The sequence below is a fragment of the Thalassobacillus devorans genome (assembly GCF_011761345.1).
GTDB lineage: Bacteria > Bacillota > Bacilli > Bacillales > Halobacillaceae > Thalassobacillus > Thalassobacillus devorans.
The window spans coordinates 43,717-56,444 of the sequence record NZ_JAASRY010000006.1 but is presented as its reverse complement, the minus strand read 5'-3'; the positions used below and the strand labels follow the sequence as shown (position 1 = coordinate 56,444).

Here is a 12,728-nt window from a genome sequence, read left to right as displayed (position 1 = left end):
GTTTCCGTTACCATTGGAAGCCTCTAGAGGTCCGGGAAATCACTCACTTTCCATGGGCATGTGGTGAGCTTCCTCTGGCTAAAGCCCTGCGGTATCTCGCCTAGCCCCTTCTCCCGCCGGAGTCTCCCCGTTTCCCTGCCCATCCAGCTATTATTGTAATAAACGGACCCTTCAAAAGGAGAAAAGGAATACAATAAAACCTTTATCCTCAGACATTTATAAAGAATGTAAGGGGACAAAAGTCTTCTTTCTATTTTCATGGGCATTTTTCACAAGTGTGATTTCGAGAACTTTCTATGGCAAAGGGGCGTAGGGAAACGGTGAGACTCCTCGAAAATGCTACGCATTTCCTTCGTGCGTGGGTTAATTCAGGACGCTAATTCATAGTCCTGTGGGATATGCGGGATAGCTGAGGCCCCGGAAGGCGAAGCCTGAGGAGACTCAGCACACGCCCACGGAAAGCGAATCGTTTCCCGGAGCCCCTAAACTCCAACAATCATTTCGAAATCAAGTCTTCGACTTTTCGGTTCATTATTGATTATCCTCGTATTTTTAAAACATAAAAAGGACAAAAGGGGATGGCAGATATCTCCTAATCATGCAGGAGATTGAGGTTTCCAGTCGAATTAATAATAATAAAACAATAGTAAATATTCTGAAAACAAATTGACGTAATCTGGTGTCAGTGATAATATAACGGTAATAACACGTTACGTATGTTGTTTATCATATTAACTTTAATTGGTGATGATGGAAGTGCTTATGAGGCGGTTGCCGGGGAGGCATTTCTATTATGATAAAAATTTTTAAGGGGGACCAAGATGAAAAAAGGATTAATGGAAGTAATGATGCTGTTGTTTGCGAGCATGGCTTTACTTGCCGGATGTGCCAGTGATGCTTCCGGTGATGAAAAAGTAACAATTGGTGTCACACAGATTGTAGAACATCCGTCCTTAGACGCAGCTTTTGAAGGATTCAAAGAAGCTCTTGCAGAGAATGGGTATGTCGAAGGGGAAAATGTTACATACGACGTACAAATTGCACAGGGTGATATGAATAATGCCCAATCGATTGCCAACAACTTTGTTGGTGACAAAGTAGACTTGATTTTTGCTAATGCTACTCCGAGCGCGCAAAGTGCGCTGAATGCAACCAAAGATATCCCGATCATTTTCACTTCGGTTACGGATCCGGTCGGCGCAAATCTAGTTGCGTCATTTGACGAACCAGGTGATAACATTACGGGGACCTCTGATACACATCCAGATGCTATTCCTCAAACTATCAATTTTATCGTAGATGAATTACAGCCTGGAAAAATCGGTGTCATTTATAACTCAGGAGAACAAAACTCCACGGTACAAGTAGATGTCATTAAAGAAGTATTAGGAGACACAAATGTTGAACTGGTACCTGTTTCCGTTTCTACTTCAGCAGAAGTAAAGCAGGCAGCTGAATCATTAGTAGGGCGTGTCGATGCCATATATATCCCAACGGATAACACAGTAGTTTCTGCTTTGGAATCTGTTATTGATGTTGCTCAGAAAGAAGATATTCCAATGTTCGCAGGTGAATTGGATTCCGTAGAAGCTGGCGCGGTAGCTGGCAGTGGATTCAGCTATAAAGACCTCGGCTATGAAACTGGTGAAATGGCTGCCCAGGTATTGAATGGTGATAAAGAACCTTCTGACATTCCAGTTTCCTACCCTCAAAGCTTGAAGCTTGTTATCAATAAAGATGCAGCAGAAGCACAAGGTCTTGAAATCAAGGATGAGTGGAGCGACATCGCAGAATTTTACGAGGGTGATTAAGCAGAAAGGATGATTCAACTTGTTTACAGCAATCTTTGGTTCACTAGAATCAGGTATCATCTACGCCATCATGGCCTTAGGGGTCTACTTATCCTTCCGAATCCTGGATTTCCCCGATTTGACTGTTGATGGAAGCTTTGTCACAGGGGCTGCTGTTGCGGCAATAATGATTGTCAATGGCGGCAATCCTTTTGTTGCTACCCTCATTGCGCTGGTTATCGGCTTCCTGGCGGGCTGTATTACCGGGATGCTTCATACCATCGGTAAAATCAATGCTTTACTATCCGGGATACTGATGATGATCGCACTATATTCGATCAATTTAAGAATAATGGGCAGGTCAAATATTCCTTTGCTCAATGAAGAGACAGCCTTTACAACTGTCTCTTCATTCTGGGAAAAGCTTGGAATCGATCCGATTCTGAACAAAGGGTTGGAGTTGGTCGGGCTGGGAGGCAGCCTGCCTTCCACCTGGGCAATTCTATTTTTCATGATCCTGGTTACTTTAATGATCAAGTTCGCCACCGATATGTTCTTGAAAACCGAGATCGGCCTTGCTGTACGGGCTACCGGGGACAATAAACGGATGATTCGAAGCTTTTCTGCCAATACCAACCTGCTAGTCATCCTTGGGCTCGGCTTATCAAATGCGATGGTCGCTTTTTCAGGGGCTCTGATAGCACAGTACGGCTCTTTTGCAGATGTCGGTATGGGAATCGGTATGATCATTATCGGTCTTGCATCCGTCATTACCGGAGAAGCGCTATTTGGTACGAAGACAATTGCGAGAACAACACTGGCGGTGGTTGGCGGCGCCATTATTTACCGGATTGTCGTCAGTCTGGCACTTCGGGTGGAATTTTTGGAAACCGGAGATATGAAGTTGATTACAGCTACAATCGTCATTCTAGCATTGACGGTTCCGAAAATGATTGACAGCCATCGTGAAAAGAGACGGAAGAAACAAAAGCATAAGGAAATCATGGTAGACCTGCCAATGGAAAGTGGGGGAGAGCAACGTGCTGCAGCTAAATAGAATCCATAAAGTATTCAATGAAAATACACCGGACGAAAAAATAGCGCTGGACGATGTCGACCTTTCCATGAAAGGTGGGGATTTCGTAACAGTTATCGGAAGTAATGGTGCCGGGAAATCTACGTTGATGAATATCATTTCCGGGGTACTCCTCCCGGATACAGGGATGGTCCGTATTAATGAAAAAGATGTCAGCCTGGTTCCGGAATATAAACGGTCAAAGCTGATCGGAAGAGTTTTCCAGGATCCAATGGCGGGGACGGCTCCGACAATGACGATCGAAGAAAATCTGGCTATGGCCTATTCCCGTAATAAAAACCGCACCTTTCGAAAAGGGGTAACGAAAAGCCGACGGACTTATTTTAAAGAAGTATTGGAAACGCTCCATCTTGGACTGGAAGACAGATTGAATGTAAAAGTGGGGCTCCTTTCAGGTGGAGAGAGGCAGGCGTTGTCGTTATTGATGGCAACCTTTACGGAACCTGCCATTCTTTTACTGGATGAGCACACAGCCGCTCTCGATCCTTCGCGTGCGGAGTTGATTACAAACCTGACGAAAGAGATTGTAGCGAAATATAATCTGACCACCCTGATGGTCACCCATAATATGCAGCAGGCGCTGGATTTAGGAAACCGGTTAATCATGATGGATAAGGGTCAAATCATTCTGAAGGTGGATGAACAGGAGAAGAAACATTTGACTGTGGATAAACTGATGGCTGAGTTCCAGCGAATTCGGGGTGAACAAATGGCCAGTGACCGTGCTTTATTGAGCTGATTTCACAAATATTCCTGTCAAAAGTGGGGGCGGTACGCTTCTGTGTTGGCAGGATACATAGGAATAGCTGCTAGAACAATAGGATAAGGGGGGATTCTGATGAAGCCTGGTATGCATGAAGGACAATCAGCAACAGTGAGGACGAAGGTGACAAATGATATGTTCGCCCAGTTCGAAGGGGAAGTTGTTCACGAGACTTTTTCCACTGTATCCCTTGTTTATTATATGGAATGGGCGTCAAGGCAAATCATCCTTCCTTATTTAGAAGATGAGGAAGAAGGGATGGGCGGGGCTGTCACAGTCAAACATGTTAACCCTGCTCCGAAGGGGGCCCAAGTACAAATAACAGCTACAGTGACAGCATTAAAACGTAATGTAGTCGTTACAGATGTGAAGGCAGAAAGTGATGGAAAAACCATTGGAACCGGCGAAGTGAAGCAGGTTATTCTGCCGAAAGTAAAGATAAAAAAAATGCTGCAAATAGAGAATAAAGTATAAATTATTTTTTTGGGGAAATGTGAAAGCGCTTACTATAAAGTGTGACAAAGGGGGAGTCATCATGAACATGGATATGTTCGAACGCATCAGTGAGCATCAGCAGGTGCTTTTCTGTAACGATCAGGCTACAGGGTTGAAGGCGATTATCGCCATTCATAACACGACCCTTGGTCCGGCTCTGGGGGGATGCCGGATGCAGCCTTATGAGAGTGTGGATGCAGCCTTAGAGGATGTCCTGCGTCTTTCGAAAGGAATGACTTACAAATGCGCGGCTGCCGATGTCGATTTCGGGGGAGGTAAAGCGGTCATCATCGGCGATCCGGCAAAAGACAAAAATCCTGAGTTATTCCGGGCTTTTGGGCAATTCGTTGAATCATTGAACGGGCGCTTTTATACGGGCACGGATATGGGAACAACGCCGGGGGATTTTGTCCATGCGCTGAAAGAAACCAACTGTATCGTAGGAGTAGAAGAAGAATACGGCGGCAGCGGAGATTCCTCCGTACCGACTGCATTAGGGGTCATATATGGGGTGAAGGCTACCAACCAGGCGGTATGGGGAACTTCGGATCTTGGTGACAAGACTTATGCTATTCAAGGCTTAGGAAAAGTAGGGGCAAAAGTAGCTGAGCACCTGCTCCAGGAAGGAGCCAACCTGTATGTCACTGACATCAGTCAATCAGCCATTGATGATGTATTATCCAAAGCGAAACAGTATAACGGTTTCGTGAAAGTCGTCAATGATAAAGAGATTTATAGTGTTGACGCTGATGTCTTTGTACCATGCGCCTTCGGAGGAGTCATCAATGACGAGACGATCGAGCAGTTGAAGGTAAGGGCAGTTGCAGGTTCAGCAAATAACCAATTACTGGATATACATCATGGGAAAATACTGCAGGAAAAAGGAATTCTTTATGCACCGGATTATATCGTCAACGCAGGCGGCCTGATACAGGTAGCAGATGAATTGTACGAACCGAATAAAGCAAGGGTGTTGAGGAAGACAAAAGCGATTTATACATCGTTGCTGGATGTTTTCCAGGAATCGATGAACAGCGGTATCTGCACAGTGGAAGCCTCTAATCTGTTATGTGAAAGAAGAATTGAATCCCGTTCCCAGCGCAACAGCTTCTTCAGCCATATGAAACGACCGAAATGGGCGGTAAGAAATTAAGTAAACATCCATGAAAAAGGGTGGTTTGATGGAAAAACAGTTTCCTATAACGAAATGGGTAGATGAAAACGGCAATATTACTGGCGAAGATTACAAAGAAATGGTGACAGAAGAGCTGGCGAGGACGTTTTACCAGCACATGATCCGCATCCGTACTTTTGACAAAAAGGGGATCAGCCTGCAGCGTCAGGGTAGAATCGGCACTTATGCGCCCTACGAAGGGCAGGAAGCAAGCCAGGTGGGAAGTGCACTGGCATTGGAAACGGAGGATTGGCTGTTTCCTTCTTACCGGGATCATGGAGCAGCCATGACATTCGGGCACTCCTTGAAAAATATCCTTTTATTCTGGAATGGCAGAAATGAAGGCTGTATCCCACCGGAGGGGAAAAATATCTTCCCTCCTGGCATCCCCATCGCGACTCAGCTTCCCCACGCGGTAGGGGCAGCTTTTGCGGAAAAACGGAAAGGAACGAAAAATACTGCCATCGTCTATTTTGGAGATGGTGCCACTTCTGAAGGCGATTTTCATGAAGGGTTGAACCTGGCCAGTGTGTTTGAAGCTCCGGTAGTGTTTTTTAACCAAAATAATCGTTATGCCATTTCTGTACCAATGGAAAAACAAATGAAAACAAAAACGATTGCCCAGAAAGCGCTGGCTTATGATATCCCCGGGGTTCGTATTGATGGCAACGATGTGTTCGCTGTCTATTTTGAAACGTTGAAAGCGATGGACCGGGCGAGGGCTGGTGAAGGACCGACACTAATCGAAGCGGTGACCTGGCGTTATGGGGCCCATACGACTGCCGATGATCCAACGAAATATCGTGATCAGATGGAGAGTGAGCGAAAAAGGAATGAGACGGATCCAGTCCTGCGTGTAGAACGACTTTTAAAAAATAATGGCTGGTTCGATGAAGCGTGGGCAGAGCGTATGCAGAAGCAGGCGGCTGAAGAGGTGGATGCTGCGGTGGCAGAAATGGAAAGTTTCCCGCCAGCAGACCCCGCTGATATTTTTGATCATGTATTCGCGGAACCCACCTGGCAGCTGCAGCAGCAAAAGCAGGAATACTTCCAAGCTAAGAAGGGGGTTCCCGTATGGAATCAACAACAGCAGTAAAAAAGAAGACGATGACGCTTGTCCAGGCTATAACCGACGGGATGCGGACGATGCTTGCAGAAGATGAAAACGTCCTCGTGCTTGGGGAGGATGTTGGTAAGAATGGTGGGGTCTTTCGTGCCACAGACCATCTGCAGGAGGAATTCGGTGAAGGCAGGGTTATGGATACGCCGCTTAGCGAAGCGGGGTTTATCGGAGCGGCGATCGGGATGGCGGTCAATGGGCTGCGTCCTGTGGCTGAAATCCAGTTTCTTGGATTCATCTACCCGGCTTATGAACAGATTATGACGCACGCCTCCCGTCTGCGTTCCCGTACGATGGGACATTTTACGGTGCCAATCGTAATTCGTGCTCCTTATGGGGCAGGGGTACGGGCGCCTGAAATCCATTCCGATAGTACGGAAGCGATTTTCACCCACATGCCCGGGTTGAAAGTCGTCTGTCCAGCGTCACCTGTGGATGCGAAAGGGCTGCTTATAGCGGCAATCGAGGATCCGGATCCTGTTTTATTTTTAGAACCGATGCGGTGCTATCGCTCGTCCCGGGAAGAAGTGCCGGTAGGAAAATATACCGTGGAAATCGGGAAAGCGAACAAGCTGCAGGAGGGAAATGATGTTTCTATCATTACCTGGGGAGCGATGGTTCCTGTCGCATCGCAGGCAGTGAAAGAAATGGAAGCAAAAGGGGTTTCCTGTGAACTGATTGATCTTCGTACCCTTTATCCGATTGATCGGGATACGATAGCCGCCTCTGTTCAAAAAACAGGAAGGACAGTCATAGTTCATGAAGCACATGGAACCGGGGGAGTGGGAAATGATGTACTGGCAATCGTCAACGATACCTCTTTTCTTTATCAGAAAGCCCCGGTTGAGCGTGTGACCGGTTTTGACTCACCGGTACCTTTTTTCGGATTTGAAGATGAATACCTGCCGACTCCGGCAAGGGTGAAGCATGCGATCGAAAAGGTGATCAAGTTTTGACGGGGGAGGATGACAATGGTTGAAATAAAGCTTCATGATATCGGGGAGGGAATGACCGAAGCAGAGGTGACACATTTTCTAGTGAAGCCTGGTGATAAGGTGGCTGTTGATCAGCCGGTAGTAGAGGTTTCTACAGATAAAATGACAGCAGAAATCCCTGCTCCACAGCAAGGGGTAGTCAAGGAACTGTTGGTGGAAGAGGGGAAAACCATTTCCATTGGGACAACGGTGGTCGTACTCGAAACCTCCGGAGAAGCGGAACGGGAAACCGCTGCTACAGTGGAGTTAGAGAAAGAGCCAGTGAAAGCGGAAGCCCCTCTGGTTCAAAGCTTCGAAGTTACGGCTCCAGACCGCCGTGTCAAGGCTGCGCCTTATACAAGGAAGGTTGCCCGCGAGCTTGACGTTGATATTGAAGAGGTAGAAGGAACCGGTGTCAGAGGCAGGATTACAGTGGAGGATGTTAAACGTTACGCTGAGCCAGTTCCTGAATCACCTGACGAAGTGGAAGAACAAATGGAAGCCACAACAGAAAATTTGGAGACGATTCCTTTCCGTGGCAGAAGAAAGCAGATTGCTAATAAGATGACGCAATCCCTTTTTACCATTCCTCATTGTACGCACTTTGAAGAAATAGATGTCACGGAATTACTTAATATCAAACAGGAACTGAAGCAGGAGGAACTTTCTATTTCGGCGACTGCTTTTTTTGTCAAAGCAGTATCAGTGGCACTTCAGGAATTTCCAGTTTTCAACGCCAGACTCGATGAAGAGAACGAAACCATCCGGCTCATAAAGGAGCATCACATCGGAATTGCTACGGATACAGCACAAGGTCTGATTGTTCCTGTACTTAAAAATGTAGAGGAAAAGTCATTGCAGACCATCCATGAAGAAATGAAAGCACTGACACAAAAAGCTGTTGAGAATCGCTTGAAGCGTGAAGAAATGACGGGGAGTACATTCACCATCAGCAATGTCGGCCCGCTTGGCGGCAGCATTGGGGCTACCCCGATCATCAACTATCCGGAAGTTGGGCTGATGGCTTTTCATAAAACAAAAAGACGCCCGATGGTGGTCAATGAGGACGAAATAGCGATTCGTTCGATGATGAATATCTCAATGGTGTTCGATCATCGTGTGACAGATGGGGGTACGGCAGTTTCATTCACCAACCGGGTGCAGACCTTGATAGAACGTCCATATTTACTATTCGTTGATTTGAAATAATAAGAATTATTAATGTTGGAGGGATTACGTATGAAAGAACAAGTTACACAAAAACAGGCGCCAGAAGCGGTTGAGGATTTTTTCCCGGTCAAAGAAGTGGATTACCTGGAATATTACACTGGAAACGCTAAGCAGGCAGCCCACTTTTTCTGTACGGCATTCGGGTTTGAACCGGTCGCTTATTCCGGATTGGAAACAGGTAACCGTGAAACAGTATCTTATGTTCTGCAGCAACGCAAGGTCAGGATTGTCGTGACAGGCACATTGACAGAAAGCAGCAGAGTTGCCGAATTCACGAAAAAGCACGGGGATGGGGTGAAAGACGTCGCCCTTACGGTAGATGACGTCGATAAAGCTTATAAAGAAGCGGTATCCCGTGGTGCGATTGAAATTACACCGCCTTTCACGATCGATGATGAGTATGGACAAGTGAAAAAAGCGGTAATTGGAACGTATGGCGATACGATCCATACCTTGGTGGAGCGTAAAGATTATAAAGGCGTGTTCATGCCTGGATTCCTTCCAGCCGATTTCGAAATCCCTCATGAATCGGCCGGCATTGCCGCTATTGACCATGTAGTAGGAAATGTAGAGCGGATGGAAGAATGGGTGTCCTACTATGAAAAAGTCATGGGCTTCAAGGAAATGCGCCACTTCTCGGATGAAGATATCACAACCGAATATTCCGCGTTAATGTCAAAAGTGATGCACAACGGCGGACGGATCAAATTCCCGATCAACGAACCAGCAGAGGGAAAGAGAAAGTCTCAAATCGAAGAATACCTTGACTTCTATAATGGCCCTGGTGTGCAGCACATTGCCTTAATAACCGGAGATATCGTCGATACGGTAACCAAGCTTCGTGAAAACGGTGTAGAGTTCCTTAATACACCAGATGCCTATTACGATGAACTGTCCGACCGAGTCGGGGAAATAGATGAAGAAATCGACAAATTAAGGGAGTTGAAGATTCTAGTAGACCGGGATGATGAAGGATACCTATTACAGATTTTTACAAAGCCGATTGTCGACCGTCCTACGATGTTCATCGAAATCATCCAGCGTAAAGGGGCCCGCGGGTTCGGGGAAGGAAACTTCAAGGCACTCTTCGAATCTATCGAACGGGAACAGGAACGAAGAGGAAATCTTTAAAAGAAGGTATAACTGCAGTATAAAATCAAGGGAGACTACGGTTCTCCCTTTTTCTACTAAGAAAGCGTGGTGGATAAATCATGGAAATTAAACCCGATAGCCTGGCCTGGAAAGACGCATATAAACTATTGATTGGTTCCGTGCTCCCCAGGCCGATTGCTTTCGTTTCTACTGTGGATGCACAAGGAAACGCAAACCTCGCCCCATTCAGTTTTTTTACCGGCATCTGTGCCGATCCGATGCTGATATGCTTTGCTCCCATGCTTCGTGGGACAGATGGTGAGAAGAAGGATACATTACGGAATATTGAAGCGACGAAGGAATTTGTCATCAACGTTGTCAGCGAAGATTTTGCAGAACAAATGAATAATACGGCGGTCGAGTACCAGTATGGTGTCGATGAATTCGAAGCTGCCGGATTAACGAAAACAGCGAGTGCCTCCATCAAGCCTCCGCGTGTAAAGGAGAGCAGGGTACATCTGGAGTGCGAGCTCCATGAATTGCTTCATTTTGGCAATGAGCCAGGAGCCGGAAGCCTGGTGATCGGAAAGGTGAAGGTGGTTCAGGTCAACGACGATTTATATGAAAATGGCCGAATTGATACGGACAAACTGAACCCAATCGGACGGCTGGCAGGACAGAATTATACAAAAGCGATTGCCGAAACGTTCACGTTAGAACGGAAGAAAAAACCTGAGGGATTGAAATGAAATATATCACGTTTCGTAATAAGCAAGGAAGGATTGCCGCAGGATGGATAGACAATGATGTAGTGGTAGATATGTATGAGGCTTCGAACGGCGAATTGCCGATAGATTTAGTGAGTTTCCTGGAAAAAGAAGAAGCATGTCGCGGTCTGGTTGATAAACTCGCAGATTCTTTGAACACAGAAGATGCAGGGGTCTATCGAATAGAAGAGGTGGATTTGTTAGCACCTTTGCCCCGGCCTGTCAGTGTCCGTGATTTCTATGCTTTTGAAGAACACGTAAAGACAGCGCGAGCCAAGCGCGGCCTCGAGGTAGTGCCCGAATGGTATGGGATTCCTGTTTTTTATTTTACCAATCACCTGGCGATCAAAGGACCGGATGAAGAAGTGGCCAGGCCGAAAAACAGTGAATGGCTGGATTATGAATTGGAAATCGCATGTGTCATCGGGAAACAAGGCCGGAATATACCTGCTGCAGAGGCAGATGATTACATATTCGGCTATTGCATTATGAACGATTGGAGTGCCCGCGATCTGCAACGGCAGGAAATGAAGGTCGGCCTTGGACCTGCGAAGGGGAAAGATTTCGCTACTTCCATTGGACCGTGGCTGGTCACGAAAGATGAGCTGATTCCTTTTCAAAAAGACAGGCGTTATGACCTGGAAATGAAAGCAGCAGTAAATGGGAAGGTTCTTTCGGAAGGAAATTTTGAGACGATACATTATTCGTTTGCAGAAATGATTGAGCGTGCTTCCGCAGATGTCACACTCTACCCTGGCGAAGTGATCGGCTCAGGTACAGTAGGTACGGGTTGCATTCTGGAGTTAGGAACAGATGTACACCGGTGGCTGGAGCCGGGGGATGAAGTGTCTCTTGAAATCACAGGGTTAGGAAAGCTGACAAATAAAATAATATAAGCAGTTGAAGGAGGGAGCCGGGTGTTTTATCGAAGTTTAGGGGAGATTCCTCATAAGCGACATACCATGTTTAAGAAAGAAGACGGAACACTATTCCGTGAACAAGTGATGGGAACGAAAGGCTTTTCGGGGACACAGTCGATCCTATATCATCACCACATGCCGACCGAGGTGACAAAAGCGGAGCAGTTGTATAGCTACCTGCCTGAATTTGAAGAGCAGGATGCATTGAGGCACCGCCATTTCCTAACGCCGGAAGCCGATAAGGGTGGAAACGCGTTAGGTGCCAGGAATTATACGCTGGGAAATGAAGACTTATTGATGGGCACCATGACAGTGACCGAACCGATGGACGTTTTTTATCGCAATGGTGATGGAGATGAAATGTTATTTATCCATACTGGTGAGGGAAAGATTGAGAGTATGTTCGGTACGATCAATTACCGGAAAGGGGATTATATTGTCATTCCGATTGGAACCATTTATCGACTGGTTCCGGAAGATGAGAGTCTCATCTTTTTTGTAGAGTCGTTCAGTCAGATTACAACGCCTAGGAGGTATCGCAATGAGTATGGCCAGCTGCTGGAACACAGCCCATTTTGTGAACGGGATATCCGCGGGCCGGAAAAGTTGGAAACCTATGATGAAAAAGGTGAATTTGAAGTACTGACTAAATCACGCGGCCATGTGCATAAGCATATCTTTAACCACCATCCTTTAGATGTCGTCGGGTGGGATGGCTATCTTTATCCATGGGTATTCAATGTGGAAGACTTCGAACCGATTACGGGACGAATCCATCAGCCGCCTCCGGTCCATCAAACCTTTGAGGGGCATAATTTTGTGGTTTGTTCGTTTGTTCCACGTCTGTTCGACTACCATCCAGAGTCGATTCCCGCACCGTACTATCACAGCAACGTGAATAGTGACGAAGTGCTTTATTATGTCGAAGGGAATTTCATGAGCAGGAAAGGGATTAATGAGCGATCGATAACGCTGCACCCGAGCGGCATTCCTCATGGTCCGCATCCTGGTACAACTGAAGCCAGTATTGGCAAAAAAGAAACATTGGAACTGGCGGTCATGGTCGATACGTTCCGGCCGCTCAAAGTAGTAAAGCAAGCGAAGAATTATGAGGATGCTAACTATATGTATACATGGGTGGAATAATGTATATGAAAGAAGCTGCGAGCATGGCAGCTTCTTTTTTTATATTTTGTTAAAGATTCAAAGTATAAGAAATATTGGGGCTTTTGCCGTAAGCACCTGTAAATACTATGCGACAAGTCAAGTTGACGGACAGGTATCACGAAGTCTAGTAAGTCAGCGGA

12 protein-coding genes are annotated in these 12,728 nt (G+C 46.3%); all 12 read left to right on the top strand.

Features of this window, described 5'->3' with window-relative positions:
- The first annotated feature begins 821 nt into the window (after positions 1 to 821).
- The 12 genes from FHS45_RS17135 to FHS45_RS17080 all read left to right on the top strand — a co-directional run bounded on the left by FHS45_RS17135 (position 822) and on the right by FHS45_RS17080 (position 12,567).
- Positions 822 to 1,811 (top strand): ABC transporter substrate-binding protein, encoded by a 990-nt coding sequence (locus tag FHS45_RS17135; RefSeq protein WP_062438846.1) that lies wholly within the window; start codon positions 822 to 824, stop codon positions 1,809 to 1,811.
- A gap of 19 nt (positions 1,812 to 1,830) precedes the next feature.
- The gene (locus FHS45_RS17130) at positions 1,831 to 2,847 is read left to right on the top strand and encodes an ABC transporter permease (protein ID WP_062438849.1); all 1,017 of its coding nucleotides are present in this window, start codon (positions 1,831 to 1,833) and stop codon (positions 2,845 to 2,847) included.
- Positions 2,831 to 3,625 carry an ABC transporter ATP-binding protein gene (locus FHS45_RS17125; protein ID WP_062438850.1) on the top strand — a complete coding sequence of 265 codons (795 nt, stop codon included), beginning with the start codon at positions 2,831 to 2,833 and terminating at the stop codon, positions 3,623 to 3,625. Before FHS45_RS17130 ends, FHS45_RS17125 begins: the two co-directional genes overlap by 17 nt.
- Positions 3,626 to 3,724: 99 nt before the next feature.
- Positions 3,725 to 4,123, top strand: a complete 399-nt coding sequence (locus FHS45_RS17120) for a thioesterase family protein (RefSeq protein ID WP_062438852.1) — start codon at positions 3,725 to 3,727, stop codon at positions 4,121 to 4,123.
- 67 nt (positions 4,124 to 4,190) lie between these two features.
- The gene (locus FHS45_RS17115; RefSeq protein WP_062439127.1) at positions 4,191 to 5,297 is read left to right on the top strand and encodes a Leu/Phe/Val dehydrogenase; all 1,107 of its coding nucleotides are present in this window, start codon (positions 4,191 to 4,193) and stop codon (positions 5,295 to 5,297) included.
- 28 nt (positions 5,298 to 5,325) lie between these two features.
- Positions 5,326 to 6,414 (top strand): pyruvate dehydrogenase (acetyl-transferring) E1 component subunit alpha, encoded by a 1,089-nt coding sequence (gene pdhA, locus FHS45_RS17110; protein ID WP_062438855.1) that lies wholly within the window; start codon positions 5,326 to 5,328, stop codon positions 6,412 to 6,414.
- Positions 6,393 to 7,394 (top strand): alpha-ketoacid dehydrogenase subunit beta, encoded by a 1,002-nt coding sequence (locus tag FHS45_RS17105; RefSeq protein WP_062438857.1) that lies wholly within the window; start codon positions 6,393 to 6,395, stop codon positions 7,392 to 7,394. The genes pdhA and FHS45_RS17105 overlap by 22 nt, the downstream gene beginning before the upstream one ends.
- Positions 7,395 to 7,409: 15 nt before the next feature.
- A complete protein-coding gene (locus FHS45_RS17100) occupies positions 7,410 to 8,621 on the top strand; it encodes a dihydrolipoamide acetyltransferase family protein (protein ID WP_062438860.1) in 1,212 nt (403 codons plus the stop codon).
- A gap of 30 nt (positions 8,622 to 8,651) precedes the next feature.
- Positions 8,652 to 9,773: a 4-hydroxyphenylpyruvate dioxygenase gene (gene hppD, locus FHS45_RS17095; RefSeq protein ID WP_062438862.1), complete on the top strand. Its 1,122-nt coding sequence runs from the start codon at positions 8,652 to 8,654 to the stop codon at positions 9,771 to 9,773.
- A gap of 80 nt (positions 9,774 to 9,853) precedes the next feature.
- Positions 9,854 to 10,483 (top strand): flavin reductase family protein, encoded by a 630-nt coding sequence (locus FHS45_RS17090; protein WP_062438865.1) that lies wholly within the window; start codon positions 9,854 to 9,856, stop codon positions 10,481 to 10,483.
- On the top strand, positions 10,480 to 11,397 hold the full coding sequence (locus FHS45_RS17085; protein WP_062438868.1) for a fumarylacetoacetate hydrolase family protein: 918 nt from the start codon (positions 10,480 to 10,482) through the stop codon (positions 11,395 to 11,397). The genes FHS45_RS17090 and FHS45_RS17085 overlap by 4 nt, the downstream gene beginning before the upstream one ends.
- Before the next feature lie 66 nt (positions 11,398 to 11,463).
- On the top strand, positions 11,464 to 12,567 hold the full coding sequence (locus tag FHS45_RS17080; RefSeq protein ID WP_181949512.1) for a homogentisate 1,2-dioxygenase: 1,104 nt from the start codon (positions 11,464 to 11,466) through the stop codon (positions 12,565 to 12,567).
- The last annotated feature ends 161 nt before the right edge of the window (positions 12,568 to 12,728 follow it).

Excerpts from the sequence above, each read along its gene's own strand:
- FHS45_RS17080 (WP_181949512.1), top strand. The coding sequence starts at position 11,464 with ATGTTTAAGAAAGAAGACGGAACACTATTCCGTGAACAAGTGATGGGA.
- FHS45_RS17120 (WP_062438852.1), top strand. The coding sequence starts at position 3,725 with ATGAAGCCTGGTATGCATGAAGGACAATCAGCAACAGTGAGGACGAAG.
- FHS45_RS17090 (WP_062438865.1), top strand. The coding sequence starts at position 9,854 with ATGGAAATTAAACCCGATAGCCTGGCCTGGAAAGACGCATATAAACTA.
- FHS45_RS17115 (WP_062439127.1), top strand. The coding sequence starts at position 4,191 with ATGGATATGTTCGAACGCATCAGTGAGCATCAGCAGGTGCTTTTCTGT.
- hppD (WP_062438862.1), top strand. The coding sequence starts at position 8,652 with ATGAAAGAACAAGTTACACAAAAACAGGCGCCAGAAGCGGTTGAGGAT.
- FHS45_RS17135 (WP_062438846.1), top strand. The coding sequence starts at position 822 with ATGAAAAAAGGATTAATGGAAGTAATGATGCTGTTGTTTGCGAGCATG.
- FHS45_RS17105 (WP_062438857.1), top strand. The coding sequence starts at position 6,393 with ATGGAATCAACAACAGCAGTAAAAAAGAAGACGATGACGCTTGTCCAG.
- pdhA (WP_062438855.1), top strand. The coding sequence starts at position 5,326 with ATGGAAAAACAGTTTCCTATAACGAAATGGGTAGATGAAAACGGCAAT.
- FHS45_RS17100 (WP_062438860.1), top strand. The coding sequence starts at position 7,410 with ATGGTTGAAATAAAGCTTCATGATATCGGGGAGGGAATGACCGAAGCA.
- FHS45_RS17085 (WP_062438868.1), top strand. The coding sequence starts at position 10,480 with ATGAAATATATCACGTTTCGTAATAAGCAAGGAAGGATTGCCGCAGGA.